This is a genomic window from Aeromonas sp. 601039 (assembly GCF_049174415.1).
GTDB lineage: Bacteria > Pseudomonadota > Gammaproteobacteria > Enterobacterales > Aeromonadaceae > Aeromonas > Aeromonas veronii_A.
The window spans coordinates 20,014-38,568 of the sequence record NZ_JAAKTL010000025.1 but is presented as its reverse complement, the minus strand read 5'-3'; the positions used below and the strand labels follow the sequence as shown (position 1 = coordinate 38,568).

Annotated in this window: 18 protein-coding genes; 9 read left to right on the top strand and 9 right to left on the bottom strand. The window is 58.3% G+C overall.

Annotated elements, in window-relative coordinates:
- Positions 1-23 precede the first annotated feature (23 nt).
- Complete coding sequence (gene arcB, locus G5195_RS17355) at positions 24-2,336, bottom strand: aerobic respiration two-component sensor histidine kinase ArcB (RefSeq protein ID WP_216952916.1); 2,313 nt, start codon at positions 2,334-2,336, stop codon at positions 24-26.
- Between the two features lie 204 nt (positions 2,337-2,540).
- On the opposite strand from arcB, the gene G5195_RS17350 reads away from it, so the two are divergent.
- Positions 2,541-3,536 (top strand): DUF2860 family protein, encoded by a 996-nt coding sequence (locus G5195_RS17350; protein ID WP_216952915.1) that lies wholly within the window; start codon positions 2,541-2,543, stop codon positions 3,534-3,536.
- 67 nt (positions 3,537-3,603) lie between these two features.
- On the opposite strand, the gene G5195_RS17345 is transcribed toward G5195_RS17350, so the two are convergent.
- From G5195_RS17345 to G5195_RS17330, 4 genes are all read right to left on the bottom strand, one after another.
- Positions 3,604-4,302 carry a DUF3334 family protein gene (locus G5195_RS17345; RefSeq protein ID WP_421222455.1) on the bottom strand — a complete coding sequence of 233 codons (699 nt, stop codon included), beginning with the start codon at positions 4,300-4,302 and terminating at the stop codon, positions 3,604-3,606.
- An 89-nt stretch (positions 4,303-4,391) separates the two neighbouring features.
- The gene (locus tag G5195_RS17340; RefSeq protein ID WP_216952913.1) at positions 4,392-4,838 is read right to left on the bottom strand and encodes an HIT domain-containing protein; all 447 of its coding nucleotides are present in this window, start codon (positions 4,836-4,838) and stop codon (positions 4,392-4,394) included.
- A gap of 71 nt (positions 4,839-4,909) precedes the next feature.
- On the bottom strand, positions 4,910-5,551 hold the full coding sequence (locus tag G5195_RS17335) for a DUF2057 domain-containing protein (protein WP_216959274.1): 642 nt from the start codon (positions 5,549-5,551) through the stop codon (positions 4,910-4,912).
- Between the two features lie 71 nt (positions 5,552-5,622).
- A complete protein-coding gene (locus G5195_RS17330; protein ID WP_421236334.1) occupies positions 5,623-6,522 on the bottom strand; it encodes a LysR family transcriptional regulator in 900 nt (299 codons plus the stop codon).
- A gap of 97 nt (positions 6,523-6,619) precedes the next feature.
- On the opposite strand from G5195_RS17330, the gene G5195_RS17325 reads away from it, so the two are divergent.
- Positions 6,620-7,222: a short chain dehydrogenase gene (locus G5195_RS17325; RefSeq protein WP_421222451.1), complete on the top strand. Its 603-nt coding sequence runs from the start codon at positions 6,620-6,622 to the stop codon at positions 7,220-7,222.
- 126 nt (positions 7,223-7,348) lie between these two features.
- Here the strand turns inward: G5195_RS17325 and G5195_RS17320 are convergent, their stop codons facing one another.
- The 3 genes from G5195_RS17320 to dapA all read right to left on the bottom strand — a co-directional run bounded on the left by G5195_RS17320 (position 7,349) and on the right by dapA (position 10,627).
- Positions 7,349-8,452, bottom strand: a complete 1,104-nt coding sequence (locus tag G5195_RS17320; protein ID WP_040065098.1) for a phosphoribosylaminoimidazolesuccinocarboxamide synthase — start codon at positions 8,450-8,452, stop codon at positions 7,349-7,351.
- A 167-nt stretch (positions 8,453-8,619) separates the two neighbouring features.
- Positions 8,620-9,747 (bottom strand): outer membrane protein assembly factor BamC, encoded by a 1,128-nt coding sequence (gene bamC / locus G5195_RS17315; RefSeq protein WP_005349235.1) that lies wholly within the window; start codon positions 9,745-9,747, stop codon positions 8,620-8,622.
- The gene (dapA, locus tag G5195_RS17310; RefSeq protein WP_376890098.1) at positions 9,740-10,627 is read right to left on the bottom strand and encodes a 4-hydroxy-tetrahydrodipicolinate synthase; all 888 of its coding nucleotides are present in this window, start codon (positions 10,625-10,627) and stop codon (positions 9,740-9,742) included. Before dapA ends, bamC begins: the two co-directional genes overlap by 8 nt.
- 205 nt (positions 10,628-10,832) lie before the next feature.
- On the opposite strand from dapA, the gene G5195_RS17305 reads away from it, so the two are divergent.
- The 3 genes from G5195_RS17305 to G5195_RS17295 all read left to right on the top strand — a co-directional run bounded on the left by G5195_RS17305 (position 10,833) and on the right by G5195_RS17295 (position 12,519).
- Positions 10,833-11,366: a glycine cleavage system protein R gene (locus G5195_RS17305; RefSeq protein WP_064337273.1), complete on the top strand. Its 534-nt coding sequence runs from the start codon at positions 10,833-10,835 to the stop codon at positions 11,364-11,366.
- Between the two features lie 24 nt (positions 11,367-11,390).
- On the top strand, positions 11,391-11,855 hold the full coding sequence (bcp, locus tag G5195_RS17300; protein WP_216980162.1) for a thioredoxin-dependent thiol peroxidase: 465 nt from the start codon (positions 11,391-11,393) through the stop codon (positions 11,853-11,855).
- Between the two features lie 163 nt (positions 11,856-12,018).
- Complete coding sequence (locus G5195_RS17295; protein ID WP_042059885.1) at positions 12,019-12,519, top strand: YfbU family protein; 501 nt, start codon at positions 12,019-12,021, stop codon at positions 12,517-12,519.
- Positions 12,520-12,577: 58 nt separating this feature from the next.
- Here G5195_RS17295 and yfbV read toward each other — a convergent pair whose 3' ends face one another.
- Entirely contained in the window at positions 12,578-13,018 is a 441-nt protein-coding gene (gene yfbV / locus G5195_RS17290) for a terminus macrodomain insulation protein YfbV (protein ID WP_043851809.1), read from the bottom strand.
- Between the two features lie 304 nt (positions 13,019-13,322).
- On the opposite strand from yfbV, the gene G5195_RS17285 reads away from it, so the two are divergent.
- The 4 genes from G5195_RS17285 (at position 13,323) to galU (ending at position 18,469) form a co-directional block, all read left to right on the top strand.
- Positions 13,323-14,525, top strand: coding sequence for an acetate kinase (locus G5195_RS17285; RefSeq protein ID WP_005349210.1), 1,203 nt, complete (start codon positions 13,323-13,325; stop codon positions 14,523-14,525).
- 54 nt (positions 14,526-14,579) lie between these two features.
- A complete protein-coding gene (gene pta / locus G5195_RS17280; RefSeq protein ID WP_005339119.1) occupies positions 14,580-16,760 on the top strand; it encodes a phosphate acetyltransferase in 2,181 nt (726 codons plus the stop codon).
- 380 nt (positions 16,761-17,140) lie between these two features.
- Positions 17,141-17,461 carry a ComEA family DNA-binding protein gene (locus G5195_RS17275; RefSeq protein WP_021231962.1) on the top strand — a complete coding sequence of 107 codons (321 nt, stop codon included), beginning with the start codon at positions 17,141-17,143 and terminating at the stop codon, positions 17,459-17,461.
- Between the two features lie 96 nt (positions 17,462-17,557).
- A complete protein-coding gene (gene galU, locus G5195_RS17270) occupies positions 17,558-18,469 on the top strand; it encodes a UTP--glucose-1-phosphate uridylyltransferase GalU (RefSeq protein WP_227341976.1) in 912 nt (303 codons plus the stop codon).
- Positions 18,470-18,555: the final 86 nt, after the last annotated feature.

Sequence of the window (18,555 nt, the reverse complement as noted above, 5' to 3'; positions counted from 1 at the left end):
CAGACTCAAGACAACCTCCAGCCTCAAGACAGCAACCAGCGCCGCAGCCGGGCGATATCGCCCGGATATTCCCGGCGCAGCGTCTCAATCCAGTCTTCCACGTTCTCCCACCAGGCGGGATGATCCGGGCTCTGGATCAGCTGAGCCGTCTGCTGCAAACGACGCAGGCCAATGGAGCCTGCCGCCCCTTTTATCTTGTGCGCCTCCTCTACCACCCCCGCCTGATCCCGGGCGATCATGTTGGAGTCGAGCACCGCCATGTAGTCCGGCATCATCTTCTCGAACAGCTCGACGCTGGAGAGCAGCACCGGCTTGCCCACCGTATCGGCGTAATCAGTGAGGAAGGGAATATCCAGCAGGGCATCCTGATTGCCCGCATCAGCTTGCTCGTCCGCTTCATCCTCGGCCAGACCGGCAAACAGATGGCCAATCACCTCCCGCACAGCCTTCGAGCCAAGCGGTTTGTTGATCACATCCCGCATCCCGCGCTCCAGATAGTACTGGCGATCGCCGGTAGAGTTGGCCGTTAGTGCCACCATGGGCGGCAGGCTGTCGCCATAACGCTCCAGCAGGGTTTTCGCCACATCGAAGCCGGTCATGTCCGGCAGCTGGATATCGAGCAGAATGAGGTCGAAATCATCCGGATTGGCCATCGCCAGCGCCTGGGTGCCATCCCGTGCCACCTGCACCTGATGACCCAGCTTGCCCAGCAGGGCGCAGGCCACCGTCACGTTGAGCTCCACATCCTCCACCAGCAGGATATCGAGGGAGGGCATCTCCTCCTCCTGCTCCTGCGGCACTGGCTCGGCGCAAGCTACCTCCAGCTCGGCGGTGAAGCAGGAGCCTTCGCCCGGCTCACTGTCCACATAGAGCTGGCCGCCCATCGCCTGCACCAGCTGACGGGAGACCGCGAGGCCAATACCGGTGCCGGTGGCGTGTTTCTTGCCCTGCACCTGATAGTACATGGCGAAGATCTTCTCCTGCTGGGCGCGCGGGATGCCGATGCCGGTATCCTCCACCTCGAAGTGCAGGGCCAGCTTGCCCGGCTCGTCGGCAGGATGAGAGAGGCAGCGCACGGTGACGCCCCCCTCGTCGGTAAACTTGACCGCATTGCCCACCAGATTCCACAGCACCTGACGCAGACGGGTACCGTCGGCTATCACGAATTGCGGCATGTCGCCATCGCGATCGAAATGCAGATAGAGCCCCTTCTGCTCCGCCTGAATGCGCGACAGGGTCTCCAGCTCGTCGAGGAAGGCAGGCAGATCGATGCGGGTCGGCGCAATTTCGAGGCGACGCCGATCGAGTTTGTCCAAATCGATGATGTCGTTGAAGATATTGCCAAGGGTCACCGCACTCAGGTGAATGGTCTTGAGCTGCTGGTGCTGCTTGGGATCGAGGGGGGTATCCATCAGCATCCGGCTTAAGCCCACGATGCCGTTGAGCGGGGTGCGCAGCTCGTGGCTGATGGTGGAGATAAAGGTAGTCTTGTCGCGGCTCGCCTTCTCCAGTTTGTCCTGATACTGCTTGCGCTCGGTGATGTCGCGGCCAAAGCCGAGCAGGCCCAGCCGCTTGCCGAAGCGATCGAAGAAGGGCACTTTGCGCAGCTCGAAGTAGGCCTTGCGGCCATCGGGATACTCCAGCCACTGTTCATAGGTGAGGGGCTCATTGCTGGCAAAGACCTGCTTGTCGGTCTCCACCACCTTGTTGGCAATCTCCTGCTTGTAGACATCGAAAGGTGTGAGGCCAATCAGCTCGCTCTCCGCCTTGCCGGTCAGCTCCTCCATGGCGCGGTTGCAACCGGAGAACTGCTCATCCTCATTGCGGTAGTAGACCAGATCCGGGGAACAGTCGATAAAGGAGCGCAGCAGAGCGGTACGCTCCCCCAGATGAAGCTGGGCTTTCTCCCGCTGGAACACCTCGTTCTCGAGATCCTCGATGGCCTGCAGACGCAGTGCCTCGGCCCGGTTGGTCTCGGCAATCTGGGCATTGAGGCGACTGATGTTCTCCTGCAACTGACTGTTGAGCTCCAGATCCCGCTCGCGCATATCCTGCAGCTTGCGCACCATCCGGCTCAATCGCTGACGGGAATCCTCCAGCTGATCCACCACGATGGAGAGAAAATAGACCGCCCAGGGGGTCACCAGCAGGCCAAAGAAGACCGAGCGCACGAAGTCGATCACATCAATATTGCCGCGCAGGAACAGGGTCACCCCCATCTGGATGGCGACAGCCAGCACTATGATGCCAGCCGCCAGAAACATGCTGAAGCGCACCAGTCCCAGCTTGGTCATCAGATCGACGTAATATTGTGCCCAGGATTTAATCTGCTTCATCTTGTTATTTTCTCCCCCATATCCGCGAACAGAATACCAGCACAGAGAATTGAACTCTTCTTATCTCGCACAATTAATTAACGATTCGCCTAGTGAAATGAGTGAGTTAGGATATTTGATGAAATTCTGTCAGTTGCCATTAAGGGTGGCCCCCTATAATCGCCCACCTGGTAATTTAAACGCGTTTAATTTAGGAGTTATCTGATGCGCAACACTACCCTGCTTGGTCTGGGCCTGCTGGTCGCAAATAGTGCATATGCGGATTTGGGAACCATTCCCAACGAATCGGGCTGGTCCGGTTTCCTGCTTGGCGGCGTCAACGTCATCAATTACGAATCCAACTTTTACAGCGGTGACGACGAAAATCGTCGACTGAGCGGACTGGGCAGTGCAGAGAGCAGCTCCGCCGTCGCCCCGCTGCTCAACGCAGATATCCGTTACACCTTTGCCGATACCCGCACCCAGGTCTTCCTCGGTAACCTGATCCAGGATGCCATCCGTTTCGACTTCACCCAGCAACTCGGTATCCGCCAGGAGATGAGCAACAAGGGCACAGTGGCCGGCTCCGTGGTCTTCAATGCCATGCCAACCGAGCAGTGGAGCGATCCCTTCGCCGTAAGCGTCGATCGCCAGTCGACCGATATCAAGTCAAAAGGGGTGCGCTTCGCCTGGGACAATATCTGGGGCAGCAACTTCTTCGGCAGCCTGACCACCCGCAACATCGAAGTCGATGAAGAGCGCAGTGGCAGCCAGTATGGTGCCGACACGGCGGCCAAGCTGGATCGCAACGGCAAGATCCACGCCCTCGACCTCTCCTACAAATGGCAGCTGGCAGCCGGTCAGGTGCTGGAGCCGGCTTTCATCCACCGTCAGGCTGACCTGGACGGCAGCGCCCAGAGCTACAAGAGCAACGGCCTCCAGTTGACCTACGGCAAGCGGGCATCCCAGTGGTCCTTCGTCAGCAACCTCTATCTGGGTCAGACCAAATATGATGAAGCCAACCCAATCCCTGACTTTGGTAACAAAAAAGCCGACTCCGACGAGTTTGCCCTGACCGGTACCTTCTTCTGGCACCGCCTGTTCGGTATTGCACCGCTCTCGGCAACCTTTACCGCTGGCTACGCCAAGTCCGATTCCGACATCAACTTCTACGATTCTGAATCCGTGATGTTCAACACCGGCCTGCTCTACAACTTCTAATAACGGTTGTGCGCACCGATACAACAAGGCCACCCGAAGGTGGCCTTGTTGCTATCCGGCATTTGCCTCAAATACCCAGAGAGTCGAGTAGATCGTCGTGATCGTTGGCGACCGGGGCCGCAGCCTGAACCGGCTTGGCGGCATCCTGCTTGGCCTGGGCGATCAGGGCATCGGGATCCAGCTCTTCATGCTCCATCCCCTCATTGTGGATGCGGATGAACTCGGTTTTGTCCATCGCCAGCTCCAGATAGAAGATGTTGTTGCGGGCGGTGAAGAAGGTGACGCGGCGGGACTCCGGGCTGTCGAGATTGGTATCGACGCTCAGCATCACCTGCTTGTTGAGGGCCAGCATCTTCGGCTGGTTCTGGGTGATGTGGGTCTGCAGATCGCGGCCCACCTTGACGGTAAAGCTGCCGACGATCTGGTTCATCAGCTCGCCCATCACGTTGCTCACCTCGTCAGAGGTGTGGGAAATGGCGAGATCCTCCTTGGAGAGTCCCATGCTCAGCATGTAGCTCTCGTACAGCTCCATGGCGGCGGCGGCGGAGAAGTTGATCACCACCAGACCGGAAAAACCGCCATCGAACAGCACGAAGCAGCCGATATCCGGCTTGAGGCAGGTCTTGCTGATCCGCTGCACCATGCCGGAAAACCGCACCTGACTCATGGTCGCGGCACTCAACACATCGGTCACCGAGTTGCACAGGCTGAGCAGTACATCCTCAGTCGTCAACACGACGTCATCATCGGCTCTTGTCACTATCATGGGACCTTCCTGAACATCGAGAATGGGCTTATCTATACCATAACTCTAACAGATGGCGCGGCCCGAAGACTGAAATAGCGACACGCCTCTCAGTTGACGCCGTTATCAGCAGCCGCAGGGGTAAAACCGCTCAGCTTGGCGAGCCGGTCACGCCATCTGTCGGCCTGCTGCGCCAGCACCTGTGGCTCATAAGGCACGATCGGATGAGCCCCCCAGATGGGGCCGGGCCAGGCAGCATCGGTGGCGAAACGTGCGACATGGTGAATGTGCAGCTGTGGCACCAGATTGCCCAGCGCCCCTATGTTGATCTTGTCCGGACTGAGGGCCTGCTCCATCAGGGCGGCGACGGCGCAGGACTCCTGCATCAGCTGTTGCTGCTGCTCCGGTGCCAGATGGTGGATCTCGCGCAGGTTGGCCACTCGCGGCACCAGAATCAGCCAGGGGTATTGACTGTCTTTGGCCAGCAGGGCGCGACAGAGCGGTAGATCGCCAAGCCAGCAGGTATCTGCCTGCAGGCGGGAATGCAATTCAAACATGAACACCTCGTTGAGTACGATGAAGAGGGCATCCGACAGGGATGCCCACGTTACTGCAACGGGCGACAAACTTAAAGCTGCGGCACGGCCCAACCGATAAAGCGCTTGCGCAGGGCCGGGTCTGCCTTGAGGAACAGCTGCTGCAACTGCCCTTCCAGCTCGCTGGCAACCACAACGGGTTTCGCCCCGCTGGCGATCGTGGCAGTTGGCTGTGCGGATATTGCTCCCGCCGTCAGCGCTGCCTTGCCGCCTCTGCGGTTGTATTCAGCCAGTTTGCCGTTCCAATCCACCCCGAGCAGCATGCCGCTGGTCACCAGCGCATCCTGCTGGATGGCAAGCGCGCGGCCATTCTCCTGCAACGTCACCACAGGAGCCTTGGCATACGCCTGCATCCCCCGCTCGTCTCCCGGTACGCTGGCCGTCAGCTGCAAATGCTGATTGCTGCCCTGATAGCGCACCACCTGCGGCTCGGAGCGTACCTGCCGATCATTCTCGCTGCTGCTGCGGCTGGGGATCACCCCCTCGAAACGCACCAGCAGTTGCTGTTCGCCATCCGCCAGGGTGGCATGCTGCTCATCCTGCAAGGTGCCGTTGCTCACCGCGAGGATGCGGAAATTCTCCGGCACCTTCACTTCCACCATGGCCTGCACACTGCCAGCCCCCAACACTGCACAGAGCAGCACAAACCCGGTCAACCCTCTATTGTTCTTCATTCCCGCTGATCTTCCTGATGCCGATGATGGGCGCAAGGTAGCAGCCGAAGATGACAGAAAAATAACGCCGCTCAGAGCAGGTAGTGGGGTCGCTCGGCAAACCACTGGGCCAACACCTGCTTGAACAGCCGGATCTTGCGCGGCACCCGTCGCTGCTGGGCATGCAACACATGAAGCTGATGCAGACCGCTCTGCCAGTCGTCGAGCACGGTCACCAACTCCCCAGCCGTCAGCAGCGATTCCACCAGCATCAGCGGGCACTTGGCATAGCCCATACCGGCACGCGCCAGTTGCAACACTGTGCTGTAGTGGTTGGCTCGCACCCTGCCCTGCACCAGAATGTGGGCCTCTTCACCCTCACGGATAAAGTGCCACTGCTCCCAGGCCGGATTGTGCCCCTGCAACAGGCAGCTGCGCCCGCTCAGCTCATAGGGAGTGGCAGGACGCCCCTCTCGCGCCACCAGTGCGGGGCTCGCCACCACCACATCCTTGAGTCGGCCAAGAGGAAGTGCGACCAGATTGTCCGGCACCTCGTTCATGGCGCGCAGGGCGATGTCGTTCTCCCCCTGGCTCATGTCGACCATCTGGTTGGTGAAGTTGAGCTCCACCTCCACTCCCGGGCAAAGCGCGGCAAAGCTGGTCAGCAGCTCGCTCACCATGCGATCACCGGTACTGACCGGGCAGGTAAAACGCAGCCGACCGCCATCCTCTTCGGTCAGCGCCTGAATATCCTGCTCCGCTTGCCGCGCCAGCGCGAAGATCTCCCCCGCCTGCTGGTAGAGGGTCTTGCCCGCCTCGGTCAGGCTGAGGCGGCGGGTGGTGCGCTGCAACAGTTGCGCATTGAGGGAGGACTCCAGCGCGCTGACGTGGCGGCTCAGCATCCCCTTGCTCACTCCCAGCGTATCGGCAGCAGCCGAGAAACTGCCGCGCAGCACCACCTCGTAAAAGCTGGCCAGATGGGCGATATCCATCATTAGCTCCAATATGGAAACAATGGGTTTATTTTACGCGCTTTTTCGCATTTTCTGTTGCGCTAGAATCGATACATCCCAACCAGGAGTGATGCAGATGAAAATTGTGATTGTGGGTGCCTCCGGCACCATCGGCTCCGCGGTCAGTGAACTGCTTGCCAAAGATCATCAGGTGATCCGGGTCGGCCACAGCCGTGGCGATGCCACGGTCGACATGCGCGATCCCGCCTCCATCAAGGCGCTGTTTGCCAAGCTGGGGCAGTTCGATGCGCTGGTCGTCGCCAGCGGCAGTGTGGCCTTCAACGGCCTGACCGAGATGACCGACGAGCAGTGGCAGGTGGGGCTTCAGAGCAAGCTGATGGGCCAGATCAACCTGACCCGTGCCGCTATCCCCCACCTGAGCGACAAAGGTTCCATCACCCTGATCAGCGGCATCCTGAGCGAGGAGCCGATCAACTGGGGCGTGAGCGCCAGCACCGTCAACGGCGCCATCGATCACTTTGTGAAAGCGGCCGCCTGCGAGCTGCCCCGCGGCCTTCGCATCAACGTGGTGAGCCCTACCGTGCTGGCGGAGTCGATGGACAAATACGCCGACTTCTTCCCGGGGTTCGTGCCGGTGCCTGCCGCCAAGGTAGCGCAGGCTTACAAGAAGTCGGTGTTGGGCATCCAGACCGGTCAGGTGTTCAGGGTCAACGGCTGATCGCCGCTCGCTTGCCGCCAGACCAGCAATAAAAACGGGCCCCGCAATGGGGCCCGTCTGTTTATTTGCCTCTATCTTTCACCACCAGCAAACGTTTGTTTATAGGCGACAAAAAAAGAGCAACCCTTAGTCGATCAGACCGTACTGATCACGCAGCACCTCGATGATCTCCTGCTTGGGATTGGCAGAACGCGCCAGCTTGTGGCCGATGATCTTCTCGGCGATCCCGACGTAGGTGTTGGATATGTCCATCATTACTTCGGTCGGCAGCTTGTTGTCGCGGGCCAGGGCGAAACGTTCCGGCATGCGGTTCTTGTTGAGCAGGATGTCCGGATCCGGGAAGTGGTTGAGCAGCCACTGACGGAAACCCTCTTTCGACTTCTCGACAATCTGACCGTCGCGCAGGGCCGCGCCATCCCAGATACGGGAGCTGTCGGGGGTGCCCACTTCATCCATGTAGATGAGCTTTTCGTTGCCGGCGGCATCGTGGACGTAGCCAAACTCGAACTTGGTATCGACGAAGATCTGATCCAGCCCGGCCAGCGCGTCGCTGATGACGTTGAAGCCCTCTTTGAGCAGCACTTCGTAACGGTCGATGTCAGCCGGTTTGCTGAAGTTGAAGCCCTTGTAGTGGCGCTCGATATCGGCACGGGAAACGTTGACGTCATCAGCTTCCGGCACGCCATCCAGCCCTTTCAGCACGCCCTTGGTGGAGGGAGTGATGAGAATTTCCGGCAGCTTCTGATCCTTTTTGAGCCCTTCCGGCAGGGTGATGCCGCAGAACTCGCGCTCGCCATCCTTGTAGGCACGCCACATGGAGCCGGTGATGTACTGACGGGCAATCGCCTCGATCATCACCGGACGAGCTTTTTGCACGATCCAAACGAAGGGGTGCGGAATATCCAGAATGTGGCTGTCGGCCAGTCCCTTCTCCTTGAACAGCTTGAACCAGTGGCTAGAGATGGCATTAAGCGCAGCCCCTTTGCCCGGTACGCCGTTCAGGCCATCCACACCTTGCCAGATGCAATCGAAGGCCGAGATGCGATCGCTGATCACCATGAGGGCGAGGGGCGCATCGGCCGGCACATCATAGCCTTTCTCTTTTATGAGCCGGGCACTGTCTTCGGGGGTCAACCAGTAGACGCTGCGCACTTTGCCGGAATGGACAGGTTTATCGGTACGGATCGGCAAATCGTCATTCACCGCCAATACTTGATCTGCAAGACTCATGGCTAATAACACTTCCTGTTTGTGGGGGGTAAACATCGCGAGTCCCTCACCCGCGCGCTCTGTTTGCAACGGACTGGCAAGGGGGCTCGCATCATCGAAAACCGCTCGGAATCCCCGCGTTTTCAGGGGGATTTTGATAACAAAACAGGGGCACAAGGCCCCTGTATTTATTCTGCTTTTGCTGCTGCCTGATCGGCCAGCCCCTTGGCGAACGCCTCGGACAGGCTGATATACATCTGGGAGATAACCCCGGACGATACCGGCTTCTTGTCCTTGTCGAACAGGGTGATGGAGGTCTTGCCTCCCGCCATTTCGCCAAGCTGGAAGCGGTATTTCTCCTCCTCCAGTTTGAACGGCTCGCTCCCTTTCGCCTTCCAGAACTCGGCACCCGGCTCTTCGTACTCGACGTCGATCCAGCCCAGAGACTGCTGGGTATCCTTGATGGTGAAACCGTAAGCAGGCAGTACCTGATTAAGGCGACGCCACACCTGATCAAAGGAACCTTCGGCAATCCAGGCGCTCAGCTCGTTGTTGTCCAGACCCAGTTGCAGACCCATGCCATCGTTGGACTTGTGCTGCTCGCGGGCTTTCAGCTGGCTGTCGTAATAGAGAGAGAACTGGTTCAGCACTCGCGCGGCATAGCGCTGGGCATCGGCAGGGGTCAGCTTGTTGCTGGTCTCGCCGTCGATGGTCTCTTCGTGATCCAGTACCCGGACCGACATGTTGACGGCGTGGCGCTGGGCATCGTTGCGTACGGTGAACTGGTAACGCTGACGGATTTTGAAGTCTTCGTCATCTTCACCCCAGCCATCGAGGGCGACAGTGTTGTCAAACCAGCCGGTCTGCAATACGCCATCCTGCTGATCAAGCTTCTCGGTGGTGACCTTGTATTTGGCCAGGAAGTTCATCAGGAACGACCAGGTATCGCGCTCCACGCTCTGGCTGGTGCTCAGGGCATAGAAGGCAACGGTCGGTTCGGTTGCGCTCTGCACCACCTGGCTGCCCGGTACCACGGTCAGCAGTTGAGCGGGTGGGCGCACATCAACTTGAGCGCCGAGGGCACCTTCACGGCTGCTCTCGGGAAGCGGCGGAATATCGTACTGGCTGTTGAAGGTGGGGGCACTCAATCCTGCGGGGATCAAGAACGCGCGGCCCTCGAGGCGGGCATCTTCATAACCGAAGTCGCGGTTGGCCATTTTGCGATCCTGGGGGGTGCTGCAACCGGCCAAGACGGCCACAGTCGCAACGCTCAGCACCAGACGGGCTCTATTTCCCTTTCCATTAGATTTAAACACTCGCCATCAACTCCGCTGTGGTCAGTGCTCGCGCCATCAGCTGCTCGCCCTCGGGGGTGAGGTCAACCAGCGGCAGGCGCAAGGTGGCTGTTGCAATCAACCCCAGTTGGGCACAGGCCCATTTCACCGGGGTGGGGCTCGGTTCGCAGAACAGAGTCTTGTGCAACGGCATCAAGAGATTGTTGATGTCATGCGCCTGCCCGGCATCACCGGCCAGCGCAGCACGACACATGTCGGCCATCTGGGCCGCTGCAATATTGGTGGTGACCGAAATCACGCCATCGCCACCTTGCAGCATAAAATCACAACCAGTGGCATCGTCGCCACTGTAGAGAGCAAACTCCGGCCCGCACAGCTCGCGCAGCAGCGGGGTGCGGCTCAAATCGCCGGTTGCCTCTTTCAAACCGATAATGCCGGGAACCTTGGCCAGACGGGCCACGGTCTCCGGTTTGAGATCGCAACAAGTGCGACCGGGCACATTATAAAGAATTTGGGGCAGACCACTAGCCTCGGCGATCGCACAATAGTGGCGATAGAGACCTTCCTGAGTGGGCTTGTTGTAGTAAGGAGTCACCGAGAGGCCCGCCACCACGCCGGTTTTGGCCAAGCGTTTGCTCAGTTCGATGGCGTGAGCGGTATTGTTGGAGCCGCAACCAGCGATGACGGGAATGCGTCCGGCGGCATACTCAACGGTCTTTTCAACGACGGCGATATGCTCCTGCTCGCTCAGGGTCACCGATTCCCCCGTGGTACCCACCGCAACAATGGTGCTGGTCCCGGCGCTGACATGATAGTCGACCAGTTTGGCCAGACTGGCCCAATCGACTTCACCTGAAGCCAGCATGGGGGTAACGAGCGCAACAATACTACCGCGTAACATGGACTTTTCTCCCGATTTTCAGGGGCGTAATGGTAAAGCTGACCCCTTTGAAAAACAAGGGAGAGAGGGGGCAAGCCGTGATACCATCCGGAACAAAAAGTAATGGACGAAAGTCGGCAGCGTCCCTCAGGGAGTGGTCATCAGGGCCGGAGGGTTGGCTTGCCAGCGCGGCTTTCGCAACGAAATAACGGACGAGAGAAGATTTATGACTCACTACCTGGTCGTAACGGCCATCGGCACGGACAGGCCTGGCATCGTCAATGAAGTGACCCGCCACGTCAGTGGCTGTGGTTGCAACATTGTAGACAGCCGCCTTGGCATCTTCGGCAATGAATTTACCTTTATCATGCTGCTCTCGGGCGACTGGAACAGCATGATGCAACTCGAAATCAGCCTGCCCCTGCGTAGCCAGGAGTGGGATCTCATCACCATGATGAAACGCACCGAACGCCACCAGTCCCTGCAGTATGACATCCGCGCCAGTGCCGACCTGTTGATCCGCGACGAGCCCGGCATCGTAAGCCAGTGCACCCAGTTCTTCAGCGAACATGGCTGGAACATTCAGGCGATGCAATCCATGACCCTGGAGCAGCAGCCGTTCAACCTGCTGAAGATCAGTTTTCAGCTCAATCTGGCCAGAGAGGGTGAAGTGGAAGGTTCGCAAACCGCCTTCGCCGAATTCTGTCGTCAACTGGGTGCCGAATCGTTCGAGTTTATCGTCAATCGCAAACACGCCTGAGGGCGTTTTACCCGAGGAGACCCCATGCAACCACTACAAGCTGGCAGCCCCGCCCCCGATTTCTCCCTGCCCGACCAGAATGGTAATCAGGTCAGCCTCGCTGGCCTGCGCGGCAGGAAGGTGCTGGTCTATTTCTATCCCAAGGCAATGACCCCCGGCTGCACCACCCAGGCCTGCGGCATGCGCGATGTGAACGCCGAGCTGGCCGCCCTCAATGTGGTGGTGCTTGGCATCAGCCCGGATCCGGCCAAACGGCTGAAAAAGTTCGAAGAGCGGGACCAGCTCAACTTCACCCTGCTGGCCGATGAAGACCACGCCGTCGCCGATGCTTTTGGCGTCTGGGGCCCGAAGAAATTCATGGGCAAAGAGTATGACGGCATTCACCGTCAGAGCTTCCTGATCGATGAAGAGGGCAAGATTGCCCACCACTTCGACAAGTTCAAAACCAGCGATCACCATCAGGTGGTACTGGATTTCCTCAAGGGATAACCCTCCCCTGCGTCATTGAAAGGCCTGCCATGCAGGCCTTTTTTGTCTGGCCAGCAAGCCCTTGCCAGTGGATTTTTCTCACCAACTCCCCCGCCCAGATCAAAAAATTCATTTTATATATGGGTTAACGTGACCCCAGAATCATCTTCCAGCGAGATATCCCATGAACATGAGCAACACAGAACGTTTGATCCTGAGCAACCAGTACGAAATTCTGGCGAAACTCAACCCGGAGAAGGCGGACATCTACCAGCGCGCCAGCACCATCATCGAGCGCGGCTACTGCCTGCAGATCCTCGAGCTGGAGAAGAGCTTCGGCCATCTGGATCTGGCGACCTGCCAGGAGGTGATCGACACCCTGGAGCTGCATCACGCACTGGCCATCTCATGGGGTAATCTGGATGCCGCCGATCAGGGCGAGATCAACGCCAGCCGTCTGGAGTTCAACGGCTACAGCCGCAGCCAAGAGCGTGAGCTGGCTGACTACGTCTGCTTCCTGCTGGAGGTGGACAAGCGCTTCCCCGAGCTCAAGTGCCCGTGCGACGAGCTCTCCAGCGACATCGCCATGCGCGACAAGTACCAGCGGATGCTGCAGGTGTGGCGTCAGTGTCCACGTCAGTACAAGCTCTCCATCCAGGAGATCCGCAAGGTGCTGGCGGCCTGATCCACACACCGACCGCAACAAAAAGGCGCCACTGGCGCCTTTTTGCATCTGATACGGGTTATTCGTAGAGAAAGGATTTATCGAGCTGCTGGAAGGCGGCCTTGAGGGTATCGGCCAGCTCTTCATAGCGCGGCTGTGACACCAGCTGACGACGGCCACCCTGCTCGTTCATCTTGCCGTTGATCTCCCGATACCAGCTCGCCAGCGACGGGGGCAAGCGGGTGTCGGCGCGCTGGCCGAGCCAGTAATAACCTTGCAGCGGCAAACTGAGCAGAAACAGCACGGAAGTGATGACTGAAGGCCAGTAGTGCTGCTCCCCAAACTGGAACTGCAACATCACGCTCAGCACCGCCAGCGCGGGGATCACCTTGAGGGCGAACTCGGTCGCCTTGATCACCCGATTTTCAGGAAACATCGAATTGAGCTCGGGACGGCGCGGCCAAAGCGTCATATAATGGCGGCCTTGCTGTAACTTAGTTCCAAAAATGTTCATGCTCATACTACCTCCGAGCGCTTTTTGAACGTACTAACGGCAAAACCTCGACAAAATTTGATGCAAAGTAACAAAGGTTGAGGATGACTTTGTTATTTTTCAACAATCGGGTTATCCTTTGTACGCCCATTTTTGCGTCAAAAGCTTCTTGCTATTGACCTGTCAGGGACGTCTGGATTTCGGGTCTTGTATCACTATACAAGGGGCAAGCAACAGATTGCCAACCCTCATAAGGATAAGTTGAAAGTTTTTGGTCGCACCGCGTCCAACGCATCCGCCTACACAACCCAATCTGCGATAGGATTTATTCATGAGTAAGCTGGTTCTTGTTCTTAACTGTGGCAGCTCTTCCCTGAAGTTTGCCGTCATTGACGCAACCACCGGTGATGACCTGCTGTCCGGCCTGGCCGAGTGCTTCAACCTCGACGACGCCCGCATCAAGTGGAAACTGAATGGCGAGAAAGGCAGTGCCGATCTGGGCGCGGGTGCCGCTCACCAGGAAGCGCTGGACTTCATCGTCAACAAGATCCTGCCGCTCAATCCGGAACTGTCCAAGAACCTGATCGCCATCGGTCACCGTGTTGTTCACGGTGGCGAGCGCTTCACCTCTTCCGTGGTCATCTGCGAAGACGTGATTGCCGGCATCGAAGCTGCTGTTCCGTACGCTCCGCTGCACAACCCGGCTCACCTGATCGGTATCCGTGAAGCTCGCCGCGTATTCCCGGCGCTGGCTGACAAGAACGTGGCCGTATTCGATACCGCGTTCCACCAGACCATGCCGGAAGAAGCCTTCCTGTACGCCCTGCCGTACAAGCTCTACAAAGAGAACGGCATCCGTCGCTACGGCGCTCACGGCACCAGCCACTACTACATCAGCCTGGAAGCTGCCAAGCAGCTGAACAAGCCGGTTGAAGAGCTGAACATCATCAACTGCCACCTGGGCAACGGCGGTTCCGTCTGCGCCATCAAGAACGGCAAGTCTGTTGATACCTCCATGGGCCTGACCCCGCTGGAAGGTCTGGTGATGGGTACCCGTTCCGGTGATCTGGACCCGGCCATCATCTTCTTCCTGCACGACAAGCTGGGCATGAGCGTTGCCGATATCAACACCATGCTGACCAAAGAGTCCGGCCTGCAGGGTCTGACTGAAGTGACCTCCGACTGCCGTTTCGTTGAAGACAACTACGACAGCAAAGAAGAAGCCAAGCGTGCTATGGACGTTTACTGCTATCGCCTGGCCAAGTACATCGGCGCCTACGCTGCCGCCATGGACGGTCGTCTGGACGCCGTTGTTTTCACCGGTGGTATCGGTGAAAACTCCGCCCCGATCCGTGAAATCACCCTGAACAAGCTGGGTCTGCTGGGCTTTGACGTTGATCACGACGCCAACCTGAAGGCTCGTTTCGGCAAGGGTGGCGAGATCACCAAGGCTGGCTCTACCAAGGCCCTGGTTATCCCGACCAACGAAGAGTGGGTTATCGCCCACGACGCGCTGGAACTGGTCGGCGCTTAATTGACGCAGTAACTCGAGGCCGCCCACAGGGCGGCCTTTTCCTGATCCCAAAAAATGAACAAGGGGTATAAAGTGGCACGCACTATTATGCTTATCCCGGTCGGCACTGGTGTCGGCGTAACTTCCGTGAGTCTTGGCGTTGTTCGCGCCATGGAGCGTCACGGTGTCAATGTCAGCTTCTTCAAACCGGTTGCCCAGCCGCGTCCGGGTGAAACCGGCGCAGAGCGCTCAACCGCCGTTATCCGCGCAGCTGCCAACATCAACCCGCCCGAGCCCTTCACCCTCTCCTACGCCGAGAACATGATCAGCTCCAGCAACACCGATATCCTGCTGGAAGAGATCGTTGCCCGCTTCGAAGAGCACGTGAAATCCAGTGGTGCCGAAGTGCTGGTTGTCGAAGGTATGGTGCCGACCGACAAGCAGCCCTTTGCCAACAAGCTGAACTACGACGTCGCCAAGGCGCTGGACGCTGACATGGTATTCGTGACCCACCCGGGCCATGACTCCAGCCAGAAGCTGAAAGAGCGCATTGAGCTGGCCTGCTCCAACTTCGGTGGTGTCAACAACCCCCGCATCGTTGGTTGCGTGATCAACAAGGTGGGCGCGCCGGTTGACGAGCATGGCGTAACCCGCCCTGACCTGACCGAGATGTTCGAGGCCCATCACCACGCTTCTGACGCGGCTCACAACCTGGAAGTGCTGCAAGTGTTTGGCAAGAGCCCGCTGCGCATCCTGGGTTGCATCCCCTGGAACACCCAGCTGATCGCCCCGCGCGCCAAGGATCTTGCCAAGCATCTGGCCGCCAAGATCCTGCACAAAGGCGAGCTGGACAGCCGCCGTTTGCAGACCGTGACCTTCTGTGCCCGCTCCATCCACAACATGGTTGAGCACTTCCGTCCGGGCAGCCTGCTGGTGACCTCCGGCGACCGCTCTGACGTCATCGTCTCCGCCTGCCTCTCCGCCATGAACGGCGTCAAGCTGGGCGCCCTGCTGCTGACCGGTAACTATCATCCGGAGCCGCAGGTAATGGCGCTGTGCCAACAGGCCATGGCCACCGGCCTGCCGATCATGATGACCGGTACCAACACCTGGCAGACCGCCGTAAGCCTGCAGAACTTCAACGTCGATATTCCGGAAGATGACCGCGAGCGTATCGAGCTGGTACAGGACTACGTCGCTGGCCACATCGACAAACACTGGATCGAGTCACTGACCGTCAGCTCTACCCGTTCCCGTCGTCTGAGCCCGCCGGCATTCCGTTATCAGCTGACCGAGCTGGCCCGTCAGGCCAACAAGCGTGTCGTGCTGCCGGAAGGTGACGAGCCGCGCACCATCAAGGCTGCCGCCATCTGTGCCGAGCGTGGCATTGCCCGTCCGGTGCTGCTGGGTAACCCGGAAGAGATCCGTCGCGTTGCCGAACAGCAGGGTGTGGTACTGACCGATCGCGTCGAAATCATCGATCCGGCCGTTGTGCGCGAGCGCTATGTGCCGCGTCTGGTCGAGCTGCGCAAGAACAAGGGCATGACCGAAGTGGTTGCCCGCGAGCAGCTTGAAGACAACGTGGTACTGGGTACCATGATGCTGGAGCGCAATGAAGTTGACGGCCTGGTATCCGGCGCGGTGCACACCACTGCCAACACCATCCGTCCGCCGATGCAGATCATCAAGACCGCTCCGGGCTCTTCACTGATCTCCTCCATCTTCTTCATGCTGCTGCCTGACCAGGTGCTGGTCTACGGTGACTGCGCGATCAACCCGGACCCGACTGCCGAGCAGCTGGCCGAGATCGCCATCCAGTCCGCCGACTCCGCAGCCGCGTTCGGCATCGAGCCGCGCGTCGCCATGATCTCCTACTCTACCGGCACCTCCGGCGCCGGTGCCGATGTAGAGAAAGTGCGTGAAGCGACCGAGCTGGCCAAGGCCAAGCGCCCCGACCTCATCATCGACGGCCCGCTGCAGTACGATGCGGCCATCATGGAGAACGTAGCCAAGTCCAAGGCACCGAACTCACCGGTTGCCGGTAAAGCTACCGTGTTCGTCTTCCCTGACCTGAACACAGGTAACACCACTTACAAAGCGGTGCAGCGTTCTGCTGACCTGGTCTCCATCGGCCCGATGCTGCAAGGCATGCGCAAGCCGGTCAACGACCTCTCCCGTGGTGCCCTAGTTGACGACATCGTCTACACCATCGCCCTGACCGGTATCCAGGCTGCTCAGGCTGACGAACAAGCCTAATCAGCATCCGCCTGAAAAAACCGATCACAAAGGCTGCTCACCCCAGGTGAGCAGCCTTTTTTATTGGTTCTCTCTTTGAAGACCAGTGAAACATGCCATCCGCACTTTGTTGCGCAGAATAATTCCATCCGGCACCTCCACAACGGTTTGAGCAGAGCATCTCGGAGAAGTTTGCTCGTCAAATCAAAGATGCATCTGAAATACATTCCAGATCATAAGGTTGGCTATACGGCGGCATTCATGGCTAAGCGCTTATAGCAAATCCGCCACCATCGGCATGAGAATTTGACCTGTTAGAAATAGCAGTGAAAAAGACCCGTTCGATACGCTATTTCTCAAACTGCCTACTCGGCAAAATCCAACATCATGGAGGAATGGAAATGCTGATGAAGAAGCTCTCTGCAATCATGCTGTTAGCCTGCTTGCCCCTGTTCAGCCAACCTGTGTTGGCCGCTGATAAAGCAGCGCCGAAGCAAACCACCACAGCCGAGGTCGCCAAGGAAGCCGGCAAGCTGAATATCAATACGGCCACCCTTGCCGAACTCACCAGCCTGAAAGGGATTGGCGACAAGAAGGCACAAGCCATCGTCGACTATCGGGAGAAACAGGGAAAGTTCACCTCGGTCGATCAGCTGGCAGATGTCAATGGAATTGGCCCTGCCACGCTGGAAGCCAACCGTGACATGATCATCGTCAAATAACGTCCGAGCTCTGCATATACGAATGGGGTAGCCTGTGGCTGCCCCATTTTTCTTGGAGTATCATGGCCGCACTTTAATCCCGCTGGATAGTTTTCCATGAAAAAGACTCCTCTGACAGTTCGCAAGGCCGTGCTCCCGGTAGCCGGTCTGGGTACCCGTATGCTGCCAGCCACCAAGGCCATCCCGAAAGAGATGCTGCCGGTGGTCGACAAACCGCTGATCCAGTACGTAGTGCGCGAAGCCATCGCCGCCGGTATCAAAGAGATCGTGCTGGTCACCCACTCGAGCAAGAACTCCATCGAAAACCACTTCGACAAGAGTTTCGAACTGGAAGCGACCCTCGAGAAGCGAGTCAAGCGTCAGCTGCTGGAAGAGGTGCAACAGATCTGCCCGAAAGACGTCACCATTATGCACGTCCGCCAAGGGGAGGCCAAAGGGCTGGGCCACGCGGTCCTCTGTGCCCGCCCGCTGATCGGTGACAACCCCTTCGCCGTGCTGCTGCCTGATGTGCTGATTGATGAAGTGGCCAGCGACCCGAAAAAAGACAACCTGGCCGAGATGGTGCATATGTTCGAAGAGAACCAGATCAGCCAGATCATGGTGGAAGCGGTTCCCGAAAGCGAAGTGGACAAGTACGGCATCGCCGACATCAAGGGCGAGGCCCTGAGCGAGGGGATGTCCCTGCCAATGCAGGCCATTGTCGAGAAGCCGCCCCGTGACGAAGCCCCCTCCAATCTGGCGGTGGTGGGTCGTTACGTCCTCTCCTCCAATATCTGGCCGCTGCTGGAGAAGACCCCGGCCGGTGCCGGTGACGAGATCCAGCTGACTGACGCCATCGCCATGCTGATGGAGCAGGAGCAGGTCAACGCCTACTTCATGAAGGGCAAGAGCCACGATTGCGGCAGCAAACTCGGCTATATGAAAGCCAATGTGGAATATGCCGTACGCCATCGTGAGCTGAACGGCGAGTTCATCGGTTGGCTGAAGCAGTTCGTCAAACAGTTGTAATCGCTAAAAAATCTGTTTTTTGTAGAGGTATTCGAGGAGCATCAAATGATGCTCCTTTTTCATTTGCGCAACAAAAAATCAATCAA